The organism is Streptomyces sp. NPDC041940, assembly GCF_055589465.1.
This window is the reverse complement of record NZ_JBVJBP010000013.1, coordinates 62386-86892: the sequence shown is the minus strand read 5'-3', so window position 1 is coordinate 86892 and position 24507 is coordinate 62386. Positions and strand designations below refer to the sequence as shown.

The 24507-nt window shown below is 71.1% G+C and carries 24 protein-coding genes and 1 tRNA gene; 13 read left to right on the top strand and 12 right to left on the bottom strand.

The genetic code is table 11. From position 1 onward, the window contains the following. Positions 1 to 645 (top strand): MerR family transcriptional regulator, encoded by a 645-nt coding sequence (locus ACZ6I3_RS22505; RefSeq protein ID WP_469416799.1) that lies wholly within the window; start codon positions 1 to 3, stop codon positions 643 to 645. Here the strand turns inward: ACZ6I3_RS22505 and ACZ6I3_RS22500 are convergent. Continuing rightward, positions 642 to 1436 carry an exodeoxyribonuclease III gene (locus ACZ6I3_RS22500; protein WP_469416798.1) on the bottom strand — a complete coding sequence of 265 codons (795 nt, stop codon included), beginning with the start codon at positions 1434 to 1436 and terminating at the stop codon, positions 642 to 644. The two genes, ACZ6I3_RS22505 and ACZ6I3_RS22500, sit on opposite strands and share 4 nt — an antisense overlap. An 81-nt stretch (positions 1437 to 1517) precedes the next feature. On the opposite strand from ACZ6I3_RS22500, the gene ACZ6I3_RS22495 reads away from it, so the two are divergent. After that, positions 1518 to 1994 carry a GNAT family N-acetyltransferase gene (locus ACZ6I3_RS22495; protein WP_469416797.1) on the top strand — a complete coding sequence of 159 codons (477 nt, stop codon included), beginning with the start codon at positions 1518 to 1520 and terminating at the stop codon, positions 1992 to 1994. Positions 1995 to 2061: 67 nt separating this feature from the next. Here the strand turns inward: ACZ6I3_RS22495 and ACZ6I3_RS22490 are convergent. The 7 genes from ACZ6I3_RS22490 to galU form a co-directional block, all read right to left on the bottom strand. After that, positions 2062 to 2135 (bottom strand) — tRNA-Ala (locus tag ACZ6I3_RS22490). An 82-nt stretch (positions 2136 to 2217) separates the two neighbouring features. Further along, positions 2218 to 3414, bottom strand: coding sequence for a divisome protein SepX/GlpR (gene sepX, locus ACZ6I3_RS22485; protein ID WP_469416795.1), 1197 nt, complete (start codon positions 3412 to 3414; stop codon positions 2218 to 2220). 172 nt (positions 3415 to 3586) lie between these two features. After that, on the bottom strand, positions 3587 to 4207 hold the full coding sequence (locus tag ACZ6I3_RS22480) for a GNAT family N-acetyltransferase (RefSeq protein ID WP_469417015.1): 621 nt from the start codon (positions 4205 to 4207) through the stop codon (positions 3587 to 3589). A gap of 23 nt (positions 4208 to 4230) precedes the next feature. Further along, positions 4231 to 4731 carry a MogA/MoaB family molybdenum cofactor biosynthesis protein gene (locus ACZ6I3_RS22475; protein WP_469416794.1) on the bottom strand — a complete coding sequence of 167 codons (501 nt, stop codon included), beginning with the start codon at positions 4729 to 4731 and terminating at the stop codon, positions 4231 to 4233. Further along, positions 4728 to 5237, bottom strand: a complete 510-nt coding sequence (gene moaC, locus ACZ6I3_RS22470) for a cyclic pyranopterin monophosphate synthase MoaC (protein ID WP_189726848.1) — start codon at positions 5235 to 5237, stop codon at positions 4728 to 4730. The genes ACZ6I3_RS22475 and moaC overlap by 4 nt, the downstream gene beginning before the upstream one ends. Before the next feature lie 59 nt (positions 5238 to 5296). Continuing rightward, positions 5297 to 6637, bottom strand: coding sequence for a molybdotransferase-like divisome protein Glp (gene glp / locus ACZ6I3_RS22465; protein ID WP_469416792.1), 1341 nt, complete (start codon positions 6635 to 6637; stop codon positions 5297 to 5299). Positions 6638 to 6641: 4 nt separating this feature from the next. Continuing rightward, positions 6642 to 7544, bottom strand: coding sequence for a UTP--glucose-1-phosphate uridylyltransferase GalU (gene galU / locus ACZ6I3_RS22460; RefSeq protein WP_382585005.1), 903 nt, complete (start codon positions 7542 to 7544; stop codon positions 6642 to 6644). A 93-nt stretch (positions 7545 to 7637) separates the two neighbouring features. Between galU and ACZ6I3_RS22455 the strand changes: the two genes are divergently transcribed. Further along, a complete protein-coding gene (locus tag ACZ6I3_RS22455) occupies positions 7638 to 8267 on the top strand; it encodes a 5-formyltetrahydrofolate cyclo-ligase (RefSeq protein ID WP_469416790.1) in 630 nt (209 codons plus the stop codon). A 61-nt stretch (positions 8268 to 8328) separates the two neighbouring features. On the opposite strand, the gene ACZ6I3_RS22450 is transcribed toward ACZ6I3_RS22455, so the two are convergent. After that, complete coding sequence (locus ACZ6I3_RS22450) at positions 8329 to 11127, bottom strand: penicillin acylase family protein (protein ID WP_469416788.1); 2799 nt, start codon at positions 11125 to 11127, stop codon at positions 8329 to 8331. Between the two features lie 238 nt (positions 11128 to 11365). Here ACZ6I3_RS22450 and ACZ6I3_RS22445 point away from each other — a divergent pair, with 238 nt between their 5' ends. From ACZ6I3_RS22445 to mscL, 6 genes are all read left to right on the top strand, one after another. Next, entirely contained in the window at positions 11366 to 12895 is a 1530-nt protein-coding gene (locus ACZ6I3_RS22445; protein WP_469416786.1) for a potassium/proton antiporter, read from the top strand. Between the two features lie 239 nt (positions 12896 to 13134). After that, positions 13135 to 14442, top strand: a complete 1308-nt coding sequence (locus ACZ6I3_RS22440) for an MFS transporter (protein WP_469416784.1) — start codon at positions 13135 to 13137, stop codon at positions 14440 to 14442. Positions 14443 to 14509: 67 nt separating this feature from the next. After that, positions 14510 to 14857: an FmdB family zinc ribbon protein gene (locus ACZ6I3_RS22435; protein WP_469416782.1), complete on the top strand. Its 348-nt coding sequence runs from the start codon at positions 14510 to 14512 to the stop codon at positions 14855 to 14857. A 117-nt stretch (positions 14858 to 14974) separates the two neighbouring features. Further along, positions 14975 to 15841, top strand: a complete 867-nt coding sequence (locus ACZ6I3_RS22430; RefSeq protein WP_469417014.1) for an S-methyl-5'-thioadenosine phosphorylase — start codon at positions 14975 to 14977, stop codon at positions 15839 to 15841. Positions 15842 to 16011: 170 nt separating this feature from the next. Next, positions 16012 to 16626: a hypothetical protein gene (locus tag ACZ6I3_RS22425; RefSeq protein WP_469416780.1), complete on the top strand. Its 615-nt coding sequence runs from the start codon at positions 16012 to 16014 to the stop codon at positions 16624 to 16626. Between the two features lie 123 nt (positions 16627 to 16749). Beyond that, on the top strand, positions 16750 to 17214 hold the full coding sequence (gene mscL / locus ACZ6I3_RS22420) for a large conductance mechanosensitive channel protein MscL (protein WP_469416778.1): 465 nt from the start codon (positions 16750 to 16752) through the stop codon (positions 17212 to 17214). A gap of 25 nt (positions 17215 to 17239) precedes the next feature. Here the strand turns inward: mscL and ACZ6I3_RS22415 are convergent, their stop codons facing one another. Further along, positions 17240 to 17419: a hypothetical protein gene (locus ACZ6I3_RS22415; RefSeq protein ID WP_328339800.1), complete on the bottom strand. Its 180-nt coding sequence runs from the start codon at positions 17417 to 17419 to the stop codon at positions 17240 to 17242. Positions 17420 to 17475: 56 nt separating this feature from the next. Here ACZ6I3_RS22415 and ACZ6I3_RS22410 point away from each other — a divergent pair, with 56 nt between their 5' ends. The 4 genes from ACZ6I3_RS22410 (at position 17476) to ACZ6I3_RS22395 (ending at position 22113) form a co-directional block, all read left to right on the top strand. After that, positions 17476 to 18705 (top strand): low temperature requirement protein A, encoded by a 1230-nt coding sequence (locus tag ACZ6I3_RS22410; RefSeq protein WP_469416777.1) that lies wholly within the window; start codon positions 17476 to 17478, stop codon positions 18703 to 18705. 58 nt (positions 18706 to 18763) lie between these two features. Next, positions 18764 to 19804: a P1 family peptidase gene (locus tag ACZ6I3_RS22405; protein WP_469416775.1), complete on the top strand. Its 1041-nt coding sequence runs from the start codon at positions 18764 to 18766 to the stop codon at positions 19802 to 19804. Positions 19805 to 19969: 165 nt separating this feature from the next. Beyond that, positions 19970 to 21187, top strand: a complete 1218-nt coding sequence (locus ACZ6I3_RS22400) for a L,D-transpeptidase (protein WP_469416774.1) — start codon at positions 19970 to 19972, stop codon at positions 21185 to 21187. Between the two features lie 179 nt (positions 21188 to 21366). Continuing rightward, entirely contained in the window at positions 21367 to 22113 is a 747-nt protein-coding gene (locus ACZ6I3_RS22395) for a DUF6227 family protein (protein ID WP_469416772.1), read from the top strand. 13 nt (positions 22114 to 22126) lie between these two features. On the opposite strand, the gene ACZ6I3_RS22390 is transcribed toward ACZ6I3_RS22395, so the two are convergent. Both ACZ6I3_RS22390 and ACZ6I3_RS22385 read right to left on the bottom strand, forming a co-directional pair. Further along, on the bottom strand, positions 22127 to 22288 hold the full coding sequence (locus tag ACZ6I3_RS22390) for a hypothetical protein (RefSeq protein ID WP_469416770.1): 162 nt from the start codon (positions 22286 to 22288) through the stop codon (positions 22127 to 22129). 117 nt (positions 22289 to 22405) lie between these two features. Then, on the bottom strand, positions 22406 to 24478 hold the full coding sequence (locus ACZ6I3_RS22385; protein WP_469416769.1) for a PTS fructose transporter subunit IIABC: 2073 nt from the start codon (positions 24476 to 24478) through the stop codon (positions 22406 to 22408). Between the last annotated feature and the right edge of the window lie 29 nt (positions 24479 to 24507).

The following is a 24507-nucleotide window of genomic DNA, read 5'->3' as shown; positions in this document are numbered from 1 at the left end:
GTGGCCGAGAAGCGTGAATACCGCATGGAAGAGCTGGCCCGCCTGGCCGGGATCACGGTGCGCACCCTGCGTTTCTACCGCGAACGCAAACTGATCCCGCCACCCCGCCGCGAAGGCCGTATCGCCTGGTACGACGACCACCACCTGGCCCGGCTGCGCACGATCACGGCCCTCCTGGAACGCGGCCACACCCTCAGCGGCATCGCGGAACTCGCGGAGGCCTTCGACAACGGCCGGGACGTCGGCGACCTGCTCGGCGTCGGAGGCGCCCCCACCGAGGAGGAGCCGGTCCACCTCACCCCCGAGGAACTCGCCGACCACTTCGCCGGCGAGACCACGCCCGAGAACCTCGCCGCCGCGATGGAACTCGGCTACCTCGGCACCGACGGCGACGAGATCGTCCACATCAGCCGCCGCCTCCTCGACGTCTCCTCGGCCCTGGTCCACGAGGGCATCCCCCTCGCCGACGTCCTCGACGCCGCCAAACAGGTCCGCACCCACGCCGACGCCCTGGCCGAACTCTTCACGGCCCTGGTCCTGCGCCACGCCTCCCCGACCGACCTCCCCCGCCTGCGCCCGCTGGCGAGAAGCGTGGTGGAGGCGGAACTGTCGCTGGCGCTGGACCGGCGGATGCGCAGGCCCTAACGCTCGTAGACCACGGTCACGGGCGCGTGATCGGACCACCGCTCCTCATGCGTGGCGGCCCGCTCGACGAACCCCTTGACCGCCCGCCCGGCGAGCCCCGGCGTGGCCAGGTGGTAATCGATCCTCCAACCTGAGTCATTGTCGAAGGCCCGTCCCCGGTACGACCACCACGAGTACGGCCCCTCGACCTCGGGGTGCAGCGCCCGTACGACGTCGACGTAGCCACCGTCCGCCGGTTCGAGCACGCGTCCCAGCCACTCGCGCTCCTCCGGCAGGAACCCGGAGTTCTTCCGGTTCCCGCGCCAGTTCTTGAGGTCGGCCTCCTGGTGGGCGATGTTCCAGTCGCCGCAGACCAGGACCTCGCGGCCCTCGGCGGCGGCCCGCTCCCTGAGCCCCTTCAGATGGGCGAGGAACTCGCCCATGAAGCGCAGCTTCTCGTCCTGCCGCTCGGTGCCGACCTCACCCGAGGGCAGATAGAGGGAGGCGACGGTGACGCCCGGGAAGTCGGCCTCCACGTACCGCCCGCCGGCGTCGAACTCCTCCGACCCGAACCCGACCTGGACCCGGTCGGGCTCACGGCGGCTGTACAGGGACACCCCGGCCCGCCCCTTGGCGGCGGCCGGCGCGTGTGTCACATGCCACCCCTCGGGTGCGCGGACATGCTCGGGCAGCTGCTCGGGCTCGGCGCGCACCTCCTGCAGGCACAGCACATCGGCGTCGGTCGCCGCCAGCCACTCCACGAAGCCCTTCTTGGCGGCGGCACGCAGTCCATTCACATTCACAGAGGTCACAGTGAGCACCCCGGCACGATACCGGCCCCCTGGACGAGGTCCAGTTCCGGACCGAACATGAACTGACATACGGTACTCAGCATGCATATACGCCGGGTCCCCTTCGACCACCCCGACGCCACCAAGCTCAACGACCAGGTCCAGGCCGAGTACCACGTCCGCTACGGCGACGGAGGCGACGCCACGACCATGGCCGCCTCGGACTTCGCACCGCCGAACGGCACCTACCTGATCGCGTACGACGAGCACGACTCCCCCGTCGCCTCGGGCGGCTGGCGCACCCAGGACGCGAACGACGAGGGCAACCTGGACGGCGACGCCGAGATCAAGCGCATGTACGTGGTCGACGGCATGCGCGGCCGGGGCCTGGCGCGCCGCATCCTGGCCGCCCTGGAGGAGGACGCCCGCGCGGCGGGCCGCACCCGCATGGTCCTGGAGACCGGAACGAAGCAGCCGGAGGCCATATCCCTGTACACCTCCAGCGGCTACGAGCCGTGCGGGAAGTTCGGCTACTACCGCCACTACGAGTCGAGCCGCTGCTTCGCGAAGAGCCTCTGACGCGTGGGGTGCTGAACATACGTCAGAGCCCCGGTCGGGATTCCCGACCGGGGCTCTGAGCTGTGCGTGGACCTGTGGGGATTTGAACCCCAGACCCCCTCGATGCGAACGAGGTGCGCTACCAGACTGCGCCACAGGCCCTTGCAACGAGTGAAACCTTAGCACCCCGATCGGCCTGCTTGGAAATCCGTTCCCGAGGGGCGGTCACCTGCGGGTTCGAGGGTTACTCGTTGGCGGCCCGGGGCCGGTCCCCGTCCTCGTACTGGTCGAACAGCGGGGTGCGGCCGCGCTCCCTGGCCCGCCGTGCGGAGGCCGCGCGGCGGGCGTCGCTGCGGGCGTCGTCGCCGTCCGCCCGTTGCTCCGCGTGGGGCTCCGGCTCGCCGGGGAGGTCGGCGTCGTCCTCCAGGTCCGGGGTGACGGTGCTCGACCGGGCCGAGCTCCAGGTGTCGGGGGCCCCGAGGTCGACGTCACTGGTGGCCCGGGGGGCGACCGGTGCGGTCACATAGGTCGGCAGGGGCACCGGCACCGGCTCCCAGCTGTCACCACTCTGCCCGGGGCGCCGCTGCCGCTCGCGCTGCTGGTCGACCCACTCGGCGTGGTCGGTCTGCTCGACGAGCGCGCGCCGGTCGGCCGCGAGGGCGGACAGGCCGGGGTCGGTCACCGGCCCGGGACCGTCCTCCGGTTCGTCGGCCTCCTGGTCGGCACCGGCCCGCCGGCCGGGCTGACGCTGCCGCTCCCGCAGCCTCTGGGCCGCGAGCTCGGCCTGGCGGCGGTCCATCTGGTACGTGAAGCGGCGGCGCTCCTGCGAGCGCAGATAGGCGATGTACACGCTGAGCATGACCGCGGGCACGCCGGGCGCCCACAGGAACGCGAGGCCTCCGACCGCGGCGACGATCGCGCCGAGGGTGAAGGCGAGGAACAGCATGGTGGTGGTGCGCCGACGGCGCGCGAGCACCTTCGAGCGCCGGGCACGTGCCGCGGCCGCCTGGGCCTGCGGCGACGGGCGGCGCCGGGCGGCGGGCACACGGCCCTCCCCGCGGGCCGCGGACGCCGCGTTCGACGCGGGTGCCGGGCGGGCCGGCTGCTCCGCTCGCGCCTGCTGTTCCGAGGCGGGCGACGGTACGGGTGCCTGGGTCTGCGGACGCGTTTTGGACACGGCGAAGGCCCGGACGTCCACCGAGTCGGTGACGGCATCCGGTTCGTCGGCGCCCTGCTCCCCCTCCTCGGTGGAGCGCGCCCGCAGGTCCTTGGCGTACCGGCGCTCCATCCCCGCCCGGCCGGAAAGCAGCCGGATGGCGGTGCTGAAGCGTTCCGTCGGACGGGCCTCGTTCAGCTCGTCCTGCCTACGGAGCCACATCGGCACCAAGTAGGCGGCCCAGGCCCCGACAATGACTGCGTAGATGAGGCCGCTGCTGCTCACGTCTCACACCGTAGAGGGGTTTGCGTGAGGCCATCTGCCAATTGAGCCGGTGTGTCGCACGATCTGGCTGATATTTCGAACTTTTTTTGTGACCGATGCGATCAGCAGACCGCCCAGGTCGGGAATTCATTGCCCTGAGACGGTCACTGGCCGATCATTTTCGAACACATATTCAATTTCCGGGTCGGTGCCGGATTCCCGGATTGCTCTGCGATCGTGCCCGGTGCCAGCGGCGCAGCAACCCGTCGGGCACCTCTTCCGCCGTGAGCGCGAACACGAGGTGGTCGCGCCAGCCCCCGTCGATGTGGAGATAACGGGGCCTGAGCCCCTCCTCACGGAATCCGAGTTTCTCCACGACCCGGCGGCTGGGCCCGTTCTCGGGGCGAATGCAGACCTCGATGCGGTGCAGTCCGACGGTGCGGAAACAGTGGTCCACGACGAGCGCCACCGCCGTCGGCATCACCCCGCGCCCGGCCACCGACTCGTCCACCCAGTAACCGACGTGGCCCGAGCACATCGAACCCCAGGTGATCCCGGCGACCGTCAACTGCCCCACCAGCCGCCCTTGGTACTCGATGACGAAGGGCAGCATCCGGCCCGCGTGCGCCTCCGACCTCAGGTGCCGCACCATCTGGCGGAAGGTCGGGCGGTGCGCGAGCGGCCCGCCGGGCGCGGGCGGCGGAATGGTGGCCTCCCAGGGGCGCAGCCAGTCGCGGTTGCGCCGGTTGACCTCGCGCCATGCCCGCTGGTCGCGCAGCTTTATCGGCCGGAGGACGATGTCGCCGTCCACCAGCTCGACGGGCCAGGATGCGCTGTTCAGTTCGCACCCCCCGGGCCGGGTCTGGGGTGGTCGCCGCCTCGGAGCTGCTCGACGGCGTGCACCAGCAGCGGCTCCAGGACTGCCAGTCCGTCCTTCACGCCTCCGCTGGAGCCGGGCAGATTGACGATCAGCGTGCCGCCGGCCACTCCGGCCAGGCCCCGGGAGAGCGCCGCGGTCGGCACCTTCTCCCGGCCGAACGCCCGGATGGCCTCGGCGATGCCCGGCACCTCGTGGTCGATCACCCGGCGGGTCGCCTCGGGGGTGCGGTCGGTGGGCGAGATGCCGGTGCCGCCGGTGGTGACGATGACGTCGTAGCCGGTTTCGACACCGGCGCGCAGGGCCGCCTCGACGGGGTCGCCGTCCGGGACGACCTGAGGGCCGTCGACCTCGAAGCCGAAGCTCTTCAGACCGGCGGAGACCATCGGGCCGCCCTTGTCCTCGTAGATCCCGGCGGCGGCCCGGTTGGAGGCGGTGACGACGAGAGCGCGATACGTCATGCCCGGCTCCAGTCGCCCGACTTACCGCCCGTCTTCTCTTCCACCCGTACGTCCGTGATGACCGCTCCCTTGTCGACCGCCTTGACCATGTCGATCACGGTGAGCGCGGCGACGGAGACCGCGGTGAGGGCCTCCATCTCGACTCCCGTTCGGTCCGTGGTCTTCACGGTGGCCAGGATCTCCACGGCGTCGTCCGCGACCGACAGGTCCAGTTTCACACCGGAGACCGACAAGGGGTGACAGAGCGGGATCAGGTCGGGGGTGCGTTTGGCGCCCATGATTCCGGCGATCCGCGCGGTCGCGAGGGCGTCGCCCTTGGGGACGCCCTCGCCGCGCAGCAGTTCGATCACGCGGGGCGAGACGAGGACGCGTCCGCTGGCGCGGGCGGTGCGCGCGGTCACGTCCTTCTCCGAGACGTCGACCATGCGGGCGGCGCCGGCGTCGTCGATGTGAGTCAGTCGGTCCTGCGGAGGAGTGTCCTGCGTAGGGGGATCCTGCGTGCTCATGCTGTGTGGCGCTCCCGGTCCGGGCCTGCTGTGCGCGACACGGTACCCCCAACCAGCGGCTATCGGCCGAGCAGGACCACCTCGACCTCGGCGCCGGGCTCGACGGACTCGGTGCCCTCGGGGACGACGATCAGGGCGTCCGCGTGGGCGAGGGCCGCGACCAGATGGGATCCGGCGCCGCCGACCGGGGTCGCCCGGCCGTCGGCGCAGGTGGCCCGCAGGAACTGGCGGCGGCCCTTCGGCGAGGTCAGCGCCTTGTCGGCGGCCAGGGTGGCCCGGGTCGTCGGCCGGTGGACGTCGTCCAGGCCCATGAGGGTGCGGATCGCGGGGCGGACGAACAGTTCGAAGGAGACGTACGACGACACCGGGTTGCCGGGCAGGGCCAGCAGCGGGGTGTGGTCGGGGCCGATGGAGCCGAAGCCCTGGGGCTTGCCGGGCTGCATGGCGAGCTTGCGGAACTCGATGCCGCTGCCCGCCTCGTCCTCGTCGGCCACGTGGGACAGGGCTTCCTTGACGACGTCGTACGCCCCGACGCTGACACCGCCCGTGGTGACCATCAGGTCGGCGCGGACCAACTGGTCCTCGATGGTGGAGCGCAGGGTCTCGGCGTCGTCGGCGACGGCGCCCACGCGGTAGGCGATGGCGCCGGCGTCGCGGGCGGCGGCGGTGAGGGCGAAGCTGTTGGAGTCGTAGATCTGACCGGTGCGCAGCCTCTCGTCGGGCTGGACGAGTTCGCTGCCGGTGGAGAGCACCACCACGCGCGGGCGCGGGCGGACGCGTACGGTGCCGCGGCCGATCGCGGCGAGCAGGCCGATCTGGGGCGGGCCGAGGATCGTGCCGGCCCGCAGGGCGCGGTCGCCGGCCTTCACGTCGCTGCCCTGCGCGCGCACATGCGCGCGTGCCTCGGCCGGCCGGTACACCCGCACATGTCCCGAGGCGCCCTCGGGGCCGAGGCTGCGGGCGCGCATGCCGTGCACCGGGCCCTCGCCGAGTCCGCCGTCGGTCCACTCGACGGGCACGACGGTCTCGGCGCCGGGCGGCAGCGGGGCGCCGGTCATGATGCGGGCCGCCTGGCCGGGGCCCACGTGGACCGGCTCGGCCTGGCCCGCCGCCACGTCCCCGACGACCTCCAGGGCTGCCGGGAACTCCTCGCTCACGCCCGCCACGTCCGCGACCCGTACCGCGTAGCCGTCCATGGAGCTGTTGTCGAACGGCGGCAGGGACACCGGCACCGTGATGTCCTCGACCAGGACGCAGCCCTGCGCGTCGAGCAGCTGCAGCTCGATGGGTTCCAGGGGGCGGACGGTGGTGAGGATGTCCTCCAGATGCTCGTCCACCGACCAGAGGTGGTCGGGGCCCGAGTGGTCCTGGACGGGGGTGCGGGGCGCGGCGCTGCTCAACGTGTTACATCTCCTCGGCTACGTAACTGCGAAGCCAGGTCCGGAAGTCCGGGCCCAGGTCTTCACGTTCGCATGCGAGTCGGACAATGGCACGCAGGTAGTCGCCGCGGTCGCCGGTGTCATAGCGGCGGCCCTTGAAGACGACGCCGTGCACCGGGCCGCCGATCTTCTCGTCGGCCGCGAGCTGCTGGAGGGCGTCCGTGAGCTGGATCTCGCCGCCGCGGCCCGGCTCGGTCCGGCGCAGTATGTCGAAGATGTGCGGGTCGAGGACGTAGCGGCCGATGACCGCGTAGTTCGACGGGGCGTCGGACGGGTCGGGCTTCTCGACGAGGCCGCCGACCTTGACGACGTCACTGTCCTCGGTGGTCTCCACGGCGGCGCAGCCGTAGAGGTGGATCTGCTCCGGGGCGACCTCCATGAGCGCGATGACGCTGCCGCCGCGCTGCTCCTGGACCTCGACCATGCGCTGGAGCAGGGGGTCGCGGGGGTCGATGAGGTCGTCACCGAGGAGGACGGCGAAGGGCTCCTCGCCCACGTGCGGGGCGGCACACAGGACGGCGTGGCCGAGGCCCTTGGGGTCGCCCTGGCGGACGTAGTGCATGGTCGCGAGGTCGCTGGACTCCTGGACCTTGGCGAGGCGGCCGGCGTCGCCCTTCTTCTGAAGCGCCGACTCCAGTTCGTAGTTGCGGTCGAAGTGGTCCTCGAGGGGGCGCTTGTTGCGGCCCGTCACCATGAGGACGTCGTCGAGACCCGCGCCGGCGGCCTCCTCGACCACGTACTGGATCGCCGGCTTGTCGACGACCGGCAGCATCTCCTTGGGAGTGGCTTTGGTGGCCGGCAGGAACCGGGTGCCGAGGCCTGCTGCGGGAATGACAGCCTTGCTGATCCGAGGGTGCGACTGAGTCATGCCCGCCACCATATCCGGTGTCTTTGGGCGGAATCTGCCGCTCCGTTTCATGAGCGCTCATACGAGCGTATTAGCACGATACGGGAGCAACCATTGAGTCACATCGGGCGTCCGGGCGAGCCTGACAAGCGGAGTTTGCGGCGAGAGCTCCTCTCGGTGAGGAACAGGTTGACGGCGGATGACCTGCGGGAAACCTCGGCCGCACTGGCCGCGCGGGCGCTGGAGCTGCCGGATCTGGCGCGGGCCGGCACGGTCGCCGCGTACGTCTCCGTGGGGAGTGAACCGGGGACGCTCGCGCTCCTGGACACGCTGCGCGCCCGGGGCGTGCGCGTCCTTCTTCCGGCCCTGCTGGCCGACAACGATCTGGACTGGGGCGTCTACGAAGGCGAGGGCTCGCTCGCGCGTGTCCGGCACGGCGGCGGCAGGATGGAGCTCTTGGAGCCCTCCGGCGAGCGCCTCGGACCGGACGCCGTGACCGGTGCCGACACCGTGCTGCTGCCGGGACTCGCGGTCGACTCGCGCGGGCTGCGGCTCGGGCGTGGCGGCGGCTCGTACGACCGAGTCCTGGCGCGGCTGGAGCGGGCGGGCGCCCGGCCTTCCCTGGTGGTGCTGCTGTACGACACGGAGGTGGTCGAGCGGGTCCCGGAGGAGGCGCACGACCGGCCGGTGCACGCGGTGGTGACTCCCTCGGGGGTGCGGCGGTTCGGGGAGCGGACCGGCTGACACGAGAACGGCCCTCCACGCGCGCGTGGAGGGCCGTTCTCGTCGTGCGGGCGTCAGCGGCTCACGGCTTGAGCACCAGCTTGTCGGTCGCGCTGTCCTCGACCGCCTTGTCCGAGTACGACCACGGCAGCAGTTCGCCCTCGGCCCACTTGTCCGTCTGGTCGACGTAGTGGGCGCTGTAGGCGTGCCCGGACGCGCCGCTGAGGTTGATCCACTTCGACTTGTCGAGGTCGCCGAGGTTCACGACCATCCGCATGGACGGCACCCAGACGACGTTGTAGCCGCCGGCGGCGTTCCAGCCGGTCGCGTTGACCGTCGCCTCGCCGCCGCCGAGCTCCCACGGGCCTCGGTTGAGGGCGTACTGCACGAAACCGGGGCCTTCGGAGCCGAGGGTCTGGTTGTCCAGGAACAGGCGGTGCAGCCGGCCCCAGCTCCAGCTGTCGATGTCCTTGCCGAGCTTGGCGGTCAGCTCCCAGCGGGCGTCGATCATCGCCCGCCTGAACAGCTGGTCGCGGTTGACGGCCTGGGGGCGGGTGCCCGCCTCGGGCGTCTTCCACCAGTCGCTGTCGGGCTGCTCCATCAGCTTGCGGACCACCTCGAACCAGCGGTCACCGCCGTCGGGCTGCGCCTGGTCGGGGGCGCGCTGGCCGCACTCGCGGACCTTCTCGGCCTCGTCGGCGGGCCCGGTGGTGTTGACCGGGTCGACGTACAGGCACTGGCCCCTGGGCCGCAGCTCCTTGGGCAGCTTGTTGCCGAAGGCGAGCTTGAGGACGTTGCGCCAGACCGCGTTGAAGTAGGCCGCGGCGGCCGAGTCGGCGTCCTGGGTGTAGTCCCAGCCCTCGAGGAGCTTCTGCGCCTCGCGGACGTCCTTGTTCTCGGGGTCGATCTTCAGCAGCGTGGGCACCAGCAGCCGGGCGATCTCGCTGCTGTTGTCCAGCTGCATCTGGCGCATGTCGTCCGTGGAGACCTTGCCGCCGTTCTTGATCTTCGACTGGATCAGGTCGCTTATGCGCTGGCTGCGCGTGCCGTAGCCCCAGTCCTTGGTGAGCGTGTAGGGGTACTTGTCCGGGTCGATCACGGCCTGGTTGGCGGTGACGATGTAGCCGCGCTCCGGGTTGTACTCGTACGGCAGCGCGTCCTGGTCGACGTAGCCCGTCCAGCGGTACTTGGGGTCCCAGCCGGGCGCGGGGATCGAGCCGTCGTCGCCCTCCGGGCGCGTGGGGATCCTCCCCGGGAGGGTGTAGCCGATGTTGTCCTGGGTGTCCGCGTAGATCAGGTTCTGCGAGGGCACCTCGAACTGCGCGGCGGCCTTGCGGAAGCCGTTCCAGTCCTTCGCCTTGTCCATGGCGAAGACGGCGTCCATGGTGGTGCCCGGCTGCAGCGCGGTCCAGCGCAGCGCGACGCCGTAGCCGTCGCCTCTGTCGGGTGCGGCGGTGTTGACTCCGGCCTTCTTGCCGACCTTCACCAGCTCTTCGTCGCGGTCCGACAGCAGGGGCCCGTTGTCGGTCTCGCGGACGACGATCTTCTTGGACTCGCCGCCGGCGACCTTGATGGTCTCCTCGCGTGTCTGGAAAGGCTTGATCTTGCCGTCGTACTGGTAGCCGTTGCCGGTGATCTTCTCCAGGTAGAGGTCCGTGACGTCGACGCCGGAGTTGGTCATGCCCCAGGCGATGTCCTGGTTGTGACCGATTATCACGCCGGGCATGCCCGCGAAGGTGTAGCCGCTGACGTCGTACTGGCACGAGCTGGAGACGCTGCGGCAGTGCAGGCCCATCTGGTACCAGACGGACGGCAGCGAGGGACCCAGGTGCGGGTCGTTGGCCAGCAGCGGCTTGCCGGTGATGGTGTGCTCCCCTGAGACGACCCAGGAGTTGGAGCCGATGCCGTCGCCGTTCACGCCGACGGCCGGCGGGAGGTCGTCCAGGACCTTGGTGAGGCCGGTGAGCTGGCTCTGGAGGCCCTCCGCGCCGGAGCCGCTCCCGGTACCGGTGGAGGTGCCGGTGCCGGTTCCGGTGGAGCCGCCTGCGCCGGTGCCTGCGCCTGTGGAGCCGCCGGACGTGCCGCTCGTGCCGCCCTGTTCGAACGTGTCCGTCAGCTCGCTGTACTGGCCCTCCTGGACGATCGCCTTGTTGCGGCCGGAGGGGTACGCCGGGTACAGGTCGGCGATCTGCTTGGGGCCGAGGCGGCTGGTCAGCAGGGCGCGGTCGACCTCGTCCTGCATGTTGCCGCGCAGGTCCCAGGCCATCGCCTTCAGCCAGGAGACCGAGTCGACCGGGGTCCAGTTCTGCGGCTTGTAGTCGTTGGTGAAGCCGAGCGCCGCGTACTCCAGGGAGATGTCCTTGCCGTCCTTGCCCTGGAGGTAGGAGTTGACCCCCTTGGAGTACGCCTGGAGGTACTTCTTCGTGGAGGACGACAGCTTGGTGTCGTACTCCTTCTTGGCGACCCGGTCCCAGCCGAGGGTGCGCAGGAACTCGTCGTTGTCGACCTGGCTCTTGCCGAACATCTCCGACAGCCGCCCGGAGGCCATGTGGCGGCGTACGTCCATCTCGTAGAACCGGTCCTGCGCCTGGACGTAGCCCTGCGCCATGAACAGGTCCGCGTCGGACGAGGCATAGATCTGCGGAATGCCGTAGTTGTCGCGTTTGACCTCGACCGGTCCCGAGAGGCCCTTGAGCGTGAGGGTGCCCTTGGTCTGCGGGAAGGAGGCCCGGACGGTGCTGACGGACCAGTACCCCCCGAAGGCCACGCCCCCGATGAGGGCCAGCACCAGGACGAGCAGGACCAGTCGGGCTTTGCGCCCCTTTCTCCTGCCGGACTTGCCGGGCTGCTGGCCCGTGGAGGCGGTGGTGTCGGTGGGCATCGCTGTCCTTGCTGTCCTAACGCGAGCGGCAGGTTCGGCTGTGCTTTTAACTGAGCGCTGGAGCAACGATAGGCGCAGGGTCCTGCGCCCCTTGACGCGGAGTCGGGAACCAGCACGGACGAACGTTCGATCTTGCCCTCGGAAGTGTCAAGAAATCGTCAAGAGTTAGGTAAGGTAACGAAGTAGTTGGCGCGATGCGCCACAGCTTCATGTGCGATGTACGTGAGCCCACGCGCGTGTGCGTGCGGGCCAGGGAAGGATTCGGCCGCTGACTGTTCACCACCTCAACCAGCTCCTGCTCGTCTGCTCGCTCGTCCTGCTCGTCGCCGTCGCAGCGGTACGGATCTCCTCGCGCAGCGGGCTCCCCAGCCTGCTCGTCTACCTGGGCATAGGCGTCGCCATGGGCCAGGACGGCGTGGGCGACATCCACTTCGACAACGCCGAACTGACCCAGGTCATCGGCTACGCGGCCCTGGTCGTGATCCTGGCCGAGGGCGGCCTCGGCACGAAGTGGAAGGAGATCAAGCCGGCCCTGCCGGCCGCCACGGCACTGGCGCTGGCCGGTGTCGCGGTGAGCGTCGGGGTCACGGCGTCGGCCGCGCACTACCTGATCGGTCTCGAGTGGCGGCAGGCGCTCATCATCGGGGCGGTCGTCTCCTCGACCGACGCGGCGGCCGTCTTCTCCGTGCTGCGCAAACTGCCCCTGCCCGCGCGCGTGACAGGCACCCTGGAGGCGGAGTCCGGCTTCAACGACGCCCCTGTGGTCATCCTCGTGGTCTCCCTGTCCACGGCGGGCCCGGTCGAGCACTGGTACGTCCTGCTGGGCGTGATCCTGCTGGAGCTGGCCATCGGCGCGGCCATCGGACTCGCGGTGGGCTGGCTGGGCTCCTGGGGGCTGCGGCATGTGGCCCTGCCCGCCTCCGGCCTCTACCCGATCGCCGTCATGGCGATCGCCACCGTGGCGTACGCGGCGGGCGCGCTGGCCCACGGCAGCGGCTTCCTCGCGGTGTACCTCGCCGCGATGGTGATGGGCAACGCGCGGCTGCCGCACTGGCCGGCCACGCGCGGCTTCGCCGACGGGCTCGGCTGGATGGCCCAGATCGGCATGTTCGTCCTGCTCGGCCTGCTGGTCACGCCGCACGAGCTGGGCGACGACATCGTGCCCGCGCTCGCCATCGGGCTGGTGCTGACCATGGTGGCGCGTCCGCTGAGCGTGGTGTTCTGCCTGACGCCGTTCCGGGTGCCGTGGCGAGAGCAGGCCCTGATGTCCTGGGCGGGACTGCGCGGGGCCGTGCCCATCATCCTGGCGACCATCCCCATGGTGGAGGGTGTCGACGCCAGCCGCCGGATCTTCAACATCGTCTTCGTCCTGGTCGTCGTCTACACCCTGGTCCAGGGCCCGACGCTGCCGTGGCTGGGCCGCAAGCTGCACCTGGGCGACGGTTCGGAGGCCGCTGACCTCGGCATCGAGTCGGCCCCGCTGGAGCGGCTGCGCGGGCATCTGCTGTCGGTGGCGATCCCCGAGGGGTCGAAGATGCACGGCGTGGAGGTCAACGAGCTGCGGCTGCCGCCCGGCGCCGCCGTGACGCTCGTCGTGCGCGCGGACGAATCGTTCGTCCCCCTTCCCACGACCGTGCTGCAACGCGGGGACGAGCTCCTCGTCGTGGCCACGGATCCGGTCCGGGACGCGACGGAGAAACGGCTGCGGGCCGTGGGCCACGGCGGCAAGCTGGCCGGATGGCTGGGTACCGACGGGGCGGGTCGTTGAGACGGATGCCTGTACAGGGAGGCCTGTAGACAGATGCCTGTACACGGATGCCTGTACGATGAACGTCTGACCCAAGATCGAACCAACTCTGTCTGACGCAGAGCTGGCGCGACCGTATGGCGGTCGGGACGTCCCTCCTCAGCGGGCCCCGGCATCTACCGCAGTTCCGCGCAAGAGGACAGCTCTCGGCGCCGCCCGTCCGCCGGGCCGCGCTACCAGGCGGCAGAAAGGCACGGGCCGTGGCATCCACGGTCACCTCGAAGTCGCAGGACCCGACGAACTCGGAGAACTCGACGGCTTCCGCCCGCCCGGGATACGGCCGGCTGCTGCGCACCCGCGGCGCCTGGACGTTCCTGCTCCCCGGTTTCGCGGCACGCCAGCCGTTCGCGATGCTGACGATCTCCATCGTGCTGCTGGTGCAGCACACCACCGGCTCCTACGGAGCGGCGGGCGCCGCCGCGGCCGTCACCGGTGTCTCCATCGCCCTGTTCGCGCCCTGGAGCGGCCGCCTCGCCGACCGCTACGGGCAGCGTGCCGTGCTGATCCCCGGAGTGCTGCTGCACGCGGCCTCCGGGCTGACGCTGACAGCGCTCGCGCTGCTGGACGCCCCGCTGTGGGCGGTGTTCGCGGCGGCCGTCCCGACCGGCGCCTCGGTGCCGCAGGTCGGGCCCATGGTGCGGGCCCGCTGGGGCGTGAAGCTCAAGGACTCGCCCCTGATGACCACCGCGGCGGCCTTCGAGTCCGTCACGGACGAACTGACCTTCGTCGTCGGACCGCTACTGGCCACCGCCCTGTGCACGGCGATCGACCCGGCCGCCGGGCTGGTCACCGAGGCCTCGCTGACGCTGATCGGCGGCCTGCTGTTCGCCGCGCAGAAGAGCACCCAGCCCTCCGTCGAACGCGGCGGGCACGCGCGCGTGGAGCACGCTTCCGCGCTGCGCGTCCCCGGCGTGCACGTGCTGATCGTGACCTTCCTGGGCATCGGTGCCGTCTTCGGCGGCATGCAGGTCTCGCTGGCCGCGTTCACCGAGTCGATCGGCGAACCGGGCCTGAACGGCGTCCTCTACGGCGTCTTCGCCGCGGGCAACATGCTCTCCGGCGTCGTCTGCGGCGCGATCGCCTGGAAGGCGGCCCCGCAGCGGCGCCTGGTCATCGGCTACACGGCGCTCGCCCTCACCGCCTCGGGCCTGTGGGCCGCCCACTCGGTACCGGTGCTGGCCGGCCTCGGCCTGCTGGTCGGCATGTGCATCGCGCCCGCCCTGATCACCGGCTACACCCTGGTCGACGCCCTGGTCCCGGCCGGTGCCCGTACCGAGGCCTTCACCTGGCTGACCGGCGCGGTGGCACTCGGCCAGGCGGCGGCCGTCAGCATCGCCGGGCAGCTGGAGGACCGCCTGTGGGGCGGTGCCGGTTTCCTGGTGCCGATGGGCGGCACCGTGCTCGCCCTGGCGACCCTCCTGGCCCTGCGTTCACGGCTGGCGGGGCGTGCCCAGGGGCGGACGGTCGCACGTGGCGTGGGTCACCGCGTGCCGGTGGCAGTGGACTGAGCGGCTGGAATACGTCACTATGGACCGTCGTTAGCACTCATCGAGTGAGAGTGCCAGGAGGAAGACAGTGCCGACGTACCAGTACCAGTGCACCGAGTGCGGCGAGGGCCTCGAGGCGGTGCAGAAGTTCACCGACGACGCCCTCACCGAGTGCCCGAACTGCGCGGGCCGCCTGAAGAAGGTGTTCTCGGCGGTGGGCATCGTCTTCAAGGGCTCCGGCTTCTACCGGAACGACAGCCGCGGCTCCTCGTCGAGCAGCTCCCCGGCGAAGTCGTCGAGCTCCTCCTCGTCGTCCTCCGACTCCGGTTCGGGCTCCGGTTCGGGTTCGGGTTCTTCGTCGAGTTCCTCGTCCAGCTCGTCCTCGGGCTCTTCGTCGGGCTCGGGCAGCTCCACCAGCAGCACCAACGCCGCGTAAAGCCTGAATTCTTACGGGACCCTGTCGCCTCCCGGCGACGGGGTCCTCGGTGTTTGTGCGTGCCGTTAGGGTGCGGACATGGCGAACAAGGCGAACGAGGCGGGCTCGGCGGACGTGATGGGCTCGGCGGACGGGACGGGCCCGGCGGACGGGCAGGGCGCCGGGATCGGCGTCATCGGCGGCTCCGGGTTCTACTCCTTCCTCGACGACGTGACCGAGGTCCAGGTCGACACCCCGTACGGGCCGCCCAGCGACTCCCTCTTCCTCGGTGACGTCGCCGGCCGGCGGGTCGCCTTCCTGCCGCGGCACGGGCGGGGCCACCATCTGCCGCCGCACCGGATCAACTACCGGGCCAACCTGTGGGCCCTGCGGTCGGTCGGCGTGCGCCAGGTGCTCGCCCCGTGCGCCGTGGGCGGCCTGCGTCCCGAGTACGGGCCGGGCACACTGCTGGTGCCGGACCAGCTGGTCGACCGCACGAAGTCCCGCGCGAACACGTACTTCGACGGAGAGCCGCTGCCCGACGGATCGGTGCCGAACGTGGTGCACGTGTCGCTGGCCGACCCCTACTGCTCCGCCGGGCGGGCCGTCGCGCTGAAGGCGGCGCGCGGCCGGGACTGGGAGCCGGTGGACGGCGGCACGCTGGTCGTGATCGAGGGGCCGCGCTTCTCCACCCGTGCCGAATCGTTGTGGCACCGGGCGCAGGGCTGGTCGGTGGTGGGGATGACCGGGCATCCCGAGGCGGCTCTCGCCCGTGAGCTGGAGCTCTGCTACACGTCGCTGACCCTGGTCACCGACCTCGACGCGGGTGCCGAGAGCGGGGAGGGCGTCTCGCACGACGAGGTGCTGCGGGTGTTCGCGGCGAACGTGGGCCGGTTGCGGGGGGTGCTGTTCGACGCGGTGGCCGGGTTGCCGGGTGCGGACGAGCGGGACTGTCGGTGTGGCGGGGCGCTGGGTGGGATGGATCCGGGGTTCGTGTTGCCGTAGGCGGTAGGCGGTAGGCGTTCGGCGACGGGCCGTGGTGGGCGGCGGAACTTGCCGTTCGGGTGAGGGAGTTGTCCACAGGCTGGGGGTAGCTCCACAGGCCTGAGCGGGCTGCGGCGGGAAGCCTCATCGTGGGGAGCGCAAGCCGGTCCTCGTCGCAGGTGGTGGTTCCCGTGTCCCTCGCTCCGCTCACGTCTTCTTCTTTCGGCGGCTCCCTCGCCGCTCTCCCGCCCGGCCCCGAGGTGCCCGCGACACGCGAGGTGCCGCGCTTTGATCCCGTGCGGGTGCGCGGCGGCCGGTACCGGTCGGGCCGGCTCGGGCGGCACCGGCGGCGGGCCCTGGCCGTCGGGCTCGCGGTCACCGCGACCGCGCTGGTGGCGGCGGGACCGCGTGACGGTGACGGGGCCCGTGGTCAGCCCCGGGCTCAGTCTCCCGCGCACCCGGCCTCGGTGTCCGGGGAGCGGTCCGCGCGGACGCATGGTGCCGGGGCGGGGGCCGCGAGTGCGGGTGCCGCGGGGCCGGTGACGGCCCCGATCCGGATCGCCGACGCGGCGACCGTACGGCTGCTGCGGCCGGGCGACCGGGTCGACGTCATCGCCGCCGAGGGGACGGTGTCGGGCGGCGACGCCCGTGTGGTCGCGCGCGGAGCCAGGGTGACGAAGGTGCCGGAGCCCCTGGAGGGCGCGACCGACGGCGGGGCACTGGTCGTGCTCTCGGTGCCGCGCGCCACCGCCGCCCGGCTGGCCGGGGCGAGCGCCACCGCGCGGTTGGCGGTGACCTTGTGGTGATGCTGTGCATGATCTGGTCAAGGCCCTCGTTCGAGGGACCCACGTACTCGGTTCGGCCCAAGCGTGACGTAGGTTGCGGAGCGTTTTGTTCCATAAGCTGCTCGTGCGAGGAAAGGCCCCGAGGTGAGCGAGAAGAAGGAACCGAGCCTCTGGGAGGGCTTCAAGGCCTTCCTGATGCGTGGCAACGTCGTCGATCTGGCCGTCGCGGTGGTGATCGGCGCCGCGTTCACGAACATCGTCAACGCCATGGTGAAGGGCATCGTCAACCCGGTCGTCGGGGCCATCGGGACCAAGAACCTCGACCACTACAGCTCGTGCCTGAGCGAGACGTGCGAGGGCGAGCAGGGCATCCAGATCCTGTGGGGTTCCGTCCTCGGCGCCGCCATGAGCTTCGTGATCACCGCGGCGGTCGTCTACTTCCTGATGGTCCTGCCCATGGCGAAGTACCTGGCCCGCCAGGAGGCCCGCCGCAGGGCGAAGGAAGGCACCCAGGAGGTCATCGAGGTGACCGAGCTGGAGGTGCTGAAGGAGATCCGGGACGCACTGGTCGCACAGCGTGGTGCGGGGAACGACCAGCAGGAGCGGTAACGCCACGGGCGGCGGCCGGGCCGGCTCAGATGTGGTGGGGCGGCTTCTCGTCGAGGAAGCGCTTGAGGTCGGCCGCGCCACCGCCGGAGTCGGTGCGCTCGCCCCAGCCGCGGTCGGTGTCGTCGGACGACTGCTGGTCGAGCGGGTCGTCGAAGACCAGCGCCGGCTTCGGCGCGGGCGGCTCGGGATCAGGGGTGCTGCTCATGCGTCCAGGGTACGGTCGCGGAGAAAATCCCCGCGCCTTCTGCTGTGCTGGGAATCATGACGTCCAGCCCCACTCCCCCGCCCGTCCCCTCCGGCCCGCCCGCCGGCCGGGGACCGCTGCGCAGGCTCAGGGCCCGCGGACGCGACGAGGCGCACCGGACGGCCTCGCCGCTGGAGCTCTTCTTCGACCTGTGCTTCGTCGTGGCCGTCGCCCAGGCGGGCATCCAGCTGGTGCACTCCGTCGCCGAGGGCCATGCCGGCGAGGGGATCCTCGACTACGCGATGGTCTTCTTCGCCGTGTGGTGGGCCTGGATGAACTTCTCGTGGTTCGCCTCGGCGTACGACAACGACGACGTGCTGTACCGGGTCGTCACGCTGGTGCAGATCGCGGGTGTGCTGGTCCTCGCGGCGGGGGTCTCGCAGGCGTTCGAGGAGCACGACTACCTCGTGGTCTGGCTGGGCTACGTGATCATGCGGCTGGCCCTGGCGACGCAGTGGCTGCGGGCGGCCCGTGCCGCCGAGGGCCCGGAGCGCACGACGGCCCTGCGCTACGCAGGCGGGGTGCTGCTGTGCCAGGTCGGCTGGCTGGGTCTGGTGCTGCTGCCCGAGGGCGCCCGGCCCTGGTGGTTCCTGGTGATGGCCCTGCTGGAGATGTGCGTGCCGCTCTTCGCCGAGCGGGGCCACCCCACGGCCTGGCATCCCCGCCATATCGCGGAGCGCTACGGACTGTTCACCATCATCGTGCTCGGCGAGACGGTCGCCGCGGCCACGATCGCCGTGAAGTCCGGTATCGACGAGAACGACGCGCTGGGCGAGCTCCTCCCCATCGCGTCCGGCGGGCTGCTGATCATCTTCGCCGCCTGGTGGATCTACTTCGTGGTGCCCATCCACAGCCATCTGCGGTCCAACCGGCAGGCGTTCCTTTGGGGCTACGGCCACTACCTGGTCTTCGCCTCGGCGGCCGCGATCGGGGCCGGACTGGAGGTGGCGGTGGAGCAGACGGTCGGCAAGGCGCACATCTCCACGCTGGCGGCGTCGGCCTCCGTGACCCTGCCGACGGCCCTGTATCTGCTGACGGTGTGGGCCCTGCACTCGCGTCACTTCAAGGCGGGCATCACCCAGCAGCTGGTGCTGCCGACGACGGCCCTGCTGGTGATCTGCTGCACGTTCCTGGGTGACTGGGCGGTGCCGGCGGCGGGCGTGGTCTGCGTGCTGTCGGTGGTGGCGGGAGAGACGCTGGCCGCGCGCCCGGCGAGGGCCCAGGAGCCGTCGGGCCCGGCCGGCTGAGCGCGCCGTCCGGCCCGGTACGCCCGCGAGGGCCGACGGCTGGACAACACTGGGCGCCATGACAGTTGACGCTCTGGTGGACGCTCTGACGGATGTCTCCGGCCTGCGCGTGGGGCACGCGACCCGCGCCGGGGACGGCTGGCTCACCGGCACCACGGTCGTGCTCGCCCCGGAGGGCGGGGCCGTGGCCGCCGTGGACGTGCGGGGCGGTGGCCCCGGCACCAAGGAGACGGACGCGCTCGACCCACGCAACGTGGTGCGGAAGGTCGAGGCGATCGTGCTGACCGGCGGCAGCGCCTACGGGCTGGACGCGGCCTCGGGGGTGATGGCCTGGCTGGAGGAACGGGGGCGCGGGATCCGGGTCGGGGCGGACCCGGCGCAGGTCGTGCCGGTGGTGCCCGCCGCGTGTGTCTTCGATCTGGGGCGGGGCGGCGACTTCCGGGCCCGGCCGGACGCGGCCACCGGCCGGGCCGCGGTCGAGGCGGCTGCGGCGAGCGAGCCCGGCGCGCGGGTGGCCCAGGGCTGTGTGGGCGCCGGCACGGGGGCGGTGACCGGGGTGGTGAAGGGCGGCATCGGCAGCGCGAGCACGGTGCTCGGCTCGGGTGTCACGGTGGCCGCGCTGGTGGTGGCCAACGCGGCGGGTTCGACGGTGGATCCGGAAACGGGGGTGCTGTACGGGGAGTTGTTCCAGGGGCGGGTCGAGTACCCGGAGGCGGAGGTCCACGCGGCCGCGCTGCGGCGCCTCGCCGAGACGGCCGCGAGGAGCACGCCTCCGCCGCTCAACACCACGCTCGCGGTGGTCGCCACGGACGCGGATCTGTCGAAGGCCCAGGCGCAGAAGCTGGCCGGTACGGCTCACGACGGCATCGCCCGCGCGGTGCGGCCGGTGCACCTCCTGAACGACGGGGACACGGTGTTCACGCTGGCGACAGGGGACCGCGCCCTGGACGGCGCGAACCCTCTCGCCCTCAACGAGGTCCTCGCGGCGGGCGCTGACGTGGTGACCCGCGCGATCGTTCGGGCGGTGCGCGCCGCCGGGTCGGTCGACGGTCCTGGCGGGGCGTGGCCGTCGTACGGGGAGTTGTACGCGGGCCGCTGAGCAGGCGGGCACCCACAGCGGTCCCACAGCGATGCCGGACATTGTCGCGGCCATGTAACGGTGATGTCGTTCCTGGCGGCCGGACGCAACCCGAACGGCCGCCGGGCCCCTCTTCCTTCACGTACTGGAGCGGATCACTCACATCACACGAACTGGGAGCAGCCCGTGACAACGCCGGACATTGCCGCGCGGCGCACACTGGGGGCCTGTGCCGCCCTGATGGTCGGCGCCCTGACGCTCACGGCCTGCGGTGGCAGCGCCACCGCCAAGGACGACGAGAAGGGCGGCAAGGGCACGGGCAACACGTCCGTCGCGAAGATAGCCATCTCGGCGAAGGACGGTTCGACGGGCGCGTCCATCAACTCGACCGGCGTGAAGGTCAGCGACGGGAAGCTGACCGAGGTGAAGATGACGGTGGCGGGCGGCGATCAGGCCGTGCCGGGCTCGATCTCCTCCGACGGCAAGGCCTGGAAGCCGAAGGAGCAGCTGGAGCGCGGGACGAAGTACCAGATATCGGCGACCGCGAAGGACACGGACGGCCGGACGGCCGCCGCCAACTCGATCTTCACGACGGTGTCGTCGTCGAACAGCTTCATCGGGACGTACACGCCGGACAACGGCACCACGGTCGGTGCGGGCATGCCGGTGTCGTTCACCTTCGACAAGGCCATCACCGAGCGGAAGGCCGTGCAGTCGCGCATCACGGTCACCTCCAGCAGCGGGCAGAAGGTGGTCGGGCACTGGTTCAACGGGCAGCGGCTCGACTTCCGGCCCGAGGAGTACTGGAAGGCCGGCTCCAAGGTGACGATGAAGATCGACCTGGACGGGGTCGAGGGCGCGAACGGCGTCTACGGCGTGCAGAAGAAGACGGTCACCTTCACCGTCGGGCGCTCGCAGGTCTCCACGGTCGACGTCAACACGCAGACCATGACGGTGGTCCGGGACGGCAAGACCGTCAAGACGATCCCGATCTCGGCGGGCAGCGCGGAGCACACCACGTACAACGGGCAGATGGTGATCTCGGAGAAGTTCACGCAGACCCGGATGAACAGCCGGACGGTCGGTCTCGGCGGCGAGTACGACATCCCGGACGTGCCGCACGCGATGCGCCTGACGACGTCCGGCACGTTCATCCACGGCAACTACTGGTACAACAAGGGCAACCCGCCCTTCGGGCGCCAGGGCACCAGCCACGGCTGCGTCGGCCTCGCGGACGTCCAGGGCGCCGGGGGCAACACGCCCTCCAAGTGGTTCTACGACAACTCGCTCATCGGCGACGTGGTGATCGTGAAGAACTCCCCCGACAAGACGGTGTCCCCGGACAACGGGCTCAACGGCTGGAACATGGACTGGAGCCAGTGGGTCGCGGGCAGCGCGTCGTGAGCGACTGAACATTCGCCCCAACTGGGGTTTTTGACGGACCGATCGGGCCGCGCGGGAACTTTTCGCGCGGCCCGCGCGTCTTCCCGGACGTACGTTTTCTCGGTTCCCGGACATGATGTCCGACCGAGGGGCTACGGTATGCACCCACAAGGTGACATGCAGCAACGCCGGGAGAAACCTTGAGCGTTCCGTACGAGACGGCAGCGTACGAACCCCACGACTCGCCCGAGTCTCCGGAGGAGCACCTCGCGCGACTCCTCGGCCGCGCCCTGAACTCCTTCGAGTTGCCGGACGAGACGATATGGCGGCTGGACTGCGCCCTGGCCCACGACGGTTCGCTGCACTCCGCGCACCACAGCGCGGGCCTGCACCGGGAGACGTACCGGCACACGTGGCTGCTCGCCGACGGTTCGGCGCTCACGCTCTGGGAGCTCGTCCACAACACCGCTCCGGGCAGCGAACCGCAGCACGAGGTCTATGTGGACGAGGAGGAGCTGCGGGCCGCGACCGCGCGTCTGCCGCTGCCGCCGGACACGCCCGACTTCGAACTGCCGGTGACGGTGCAGCTGTCACCGGTCCCCGTGCCCCGGCACGCCTTTGCCGGCGACGACTCGGCGGACCACGCGCGGCGTTTACTGCGCCGGGCGGAGAACGCGGACCGGCCGGGCGCGGACACGGCGGCCCTGCTGGCCACGGCGTCCGGCCACCGGATCACCCAGGCCTTCGGCCGCCCCTGCCGCGCCGGCCGGGCGGGGCTGGGCTTCTCGCTCTACGAGCACGCGTTCCTGCTGGGTGACGGGGAGGAGTTCTCCCTCTGGGAGGTCGAGCACACGGCGACGCCGGACGGGCGGCACATGTGCGAGGTGTACGTCAGCGAGGACGCGGCGCGCGAGGCGATGGAGCGGCGCGCGGCGCAGCTTTCCTAGACGCCTCGGTCACCTAGACGCCCCGGTCTCCGCCCAACTGGCGCACCAGCTCGGTGAAGGCGTCTCTCTCCTCCGTGGTCAGCTCCACGGACTCCGACCGGGGGCCTGTCTGCCGCTGTTGCGGGAGAGCGGGGAGGGAGTGGCCTTCGGGCCACCCAAAGACGTGCTCAGGCATGCGTTCCAGTAGACACCACGGCCCGGGACTTCGGTCCCGGGCCGTGATTTTCGTGATCTATCTCGCAGGTGGCGTGAACGGTTCACATGCCCTGAAAGGGACGGACCGCGACGGGAGTCAGGCCGCCACCGGCTGCTTGTTCTCCGCCGCCGGGGCCGCGGCGCCCTCGCCGGGAGCCGCGGTGGTGCCCGGGGCCTGCTTGCGCATGCCCTTCAGGACGATCACCAGGGCGGTCGTGACGCAGACGCCCGCGGCGATGGCGACCAGGTAGAGGAGCGGGTTGCCGATCAGCGGGACCACGAAGATGCCGCCGTGCGGGGCGCGCAGGGTGGCGCCGAAGGCCATCGACAGGGCACCGGTGATCGCACCGCCCGCCATGGAGGCCGGGATGACGCGCAGTGGGTCGGCCGCCGCGAAGGGGATCGCGCCCTCGGAGATGAAGGAGGCGCCGAGCACCCAGGCGGCCTTGCCGTTCTCGCGCTCGGTCGCGTTGAAGAGCTTGCCGCGCACGGTCGTGGCCAGGGCCATCGCCAGCGGGGGCACCATGCCGGCCGCCATGACCGCCGCCATGATCTTCATCGCGGAGTCGCTGGGGTCGGAGACCGCGATACCGGCCGTGGCGAAGGTGTAGGCGACCTTGTTGACGGGCCCGCCGAGGTCGAAGCACATCATCAGGCCGAGGAGGGTGCCGAGCAGGATGGCGTTGGCGCCGGACAGGCTGTTCAGCCAGTCGGTCATGCCCTTCTGTGCCTCGGCGATGGGCTTGCCGATGACGACGAACATCAGGAACCCGACGATCGCCGAGGAGATCAGCGGGATCACCACCACCGGCATGATGCCGCGCAGCGCCGCCGGGATGTTCACCTTCTGGATCGCGATCACCACGCCACCGGCGATCAGACCGGCCGCGAGGCCGCCGAGGAAACCGGCGTTGATGGTCAGGGCGATCGATCCGCCGACGAAGCCGGGCACCAGACCGGGCCGGTCGGCCATGCCGTAGGCGATGTAGCCGGCCAGGACCGGGACGAGGAAGCCGAAGGCGACGCCGCCGATCTGGAAGAGCAGCGCGGCCCAGCTGTCGGCCTGGGTCCACAGGAAGTGGTCCATCACCGACGGGGCCTTGTTGACCTTGTAGCCGCCGATCGCGAAGCCGAGGGCGATCAGCAGACCGCCCGCCGCGACGAAGGGGACCATGTAACTGACGCCGGACATAAGCCACTTGCGCAGCTTGGTGCCGTAGCCCTCGCCGGAGTCGCCGGTGCGATCGACGGGCGTGGTGCCCGGGGAGCCGGAGGTGACCTCGCCGCGCGCGGCCTTCTCGCGGACCTCGGCGATGAGTTCGGCGGGGCGGTTGATGCCCGCCTTCACACCGACGTCGACGGTCGGCTTGCCGGCGAAGCGGTCCTTCTCCCGTACGGAGACGTCGTGGGCGAAGATCACGCCGTCCGCCGCCGCGATGACCTCCGGGTCGAGCCGGGTGAAACCGGCCGAGCCCTGGGTTTCGACGGTGACCTCGACGCCCGCCTCACGGCCGGCGTTCTCCAGCGACTCCGCCGCCATGTAGGTGTGGGCGATGCCGGTGGGACAGGAGGTGACGGCGACGATGCGGAACGGGCGGTCCGGCTCAGCGGCGGTGCCGTCGGCGTCGTCGGCGTCGTCGGCGTCGTCGGTGACCGTGGCGGCGGCGGGAGAGGCCGCTCCCGCCGACGCCACGGTGTCTTCGGCCGCTGCCGCGGCGGGTGCCTCGGGCTCGTCGCCCCGGATCAGCGCCGCCGCGGCCGCCGCGTCGCCCACCGAGCGCAGCGCGTCGGTGAACTCCGTGTTCATCAGCTGCCGGGCCAGCGACGACAGGATCGTCAGATGGGCGTCGTCGGCACCGGCCGGCGCGGCGATCAGGAAGATCAGGTCGGCGGGGCCGTCCGTCGCACCGAAGTCGATGCCGTCGGAGCTGCGCCCGAAGGCGAGCGTCGGCTCGGTGACGTGCTCGCTGCGGCAGTGCGGGATGCCGATGCCGCCGTCGAGGCCAGTCGGCATCTGGGCCTCGCGGGCGGCCACGTCGGCGAGGAAGCCGTCCAGGTCGGTCACCCGGCCCAGGGCCACCATGCGCTGGGCGAGGGCGCGCGCCGCCGCCTCCTTGGTGTCGGCGGACAGGTCGAGGTCGACCAGGTCCGCCGTGATCATGTCGCTCATCGCGGGCTCCTTAGCTCGCGTATCGCCCG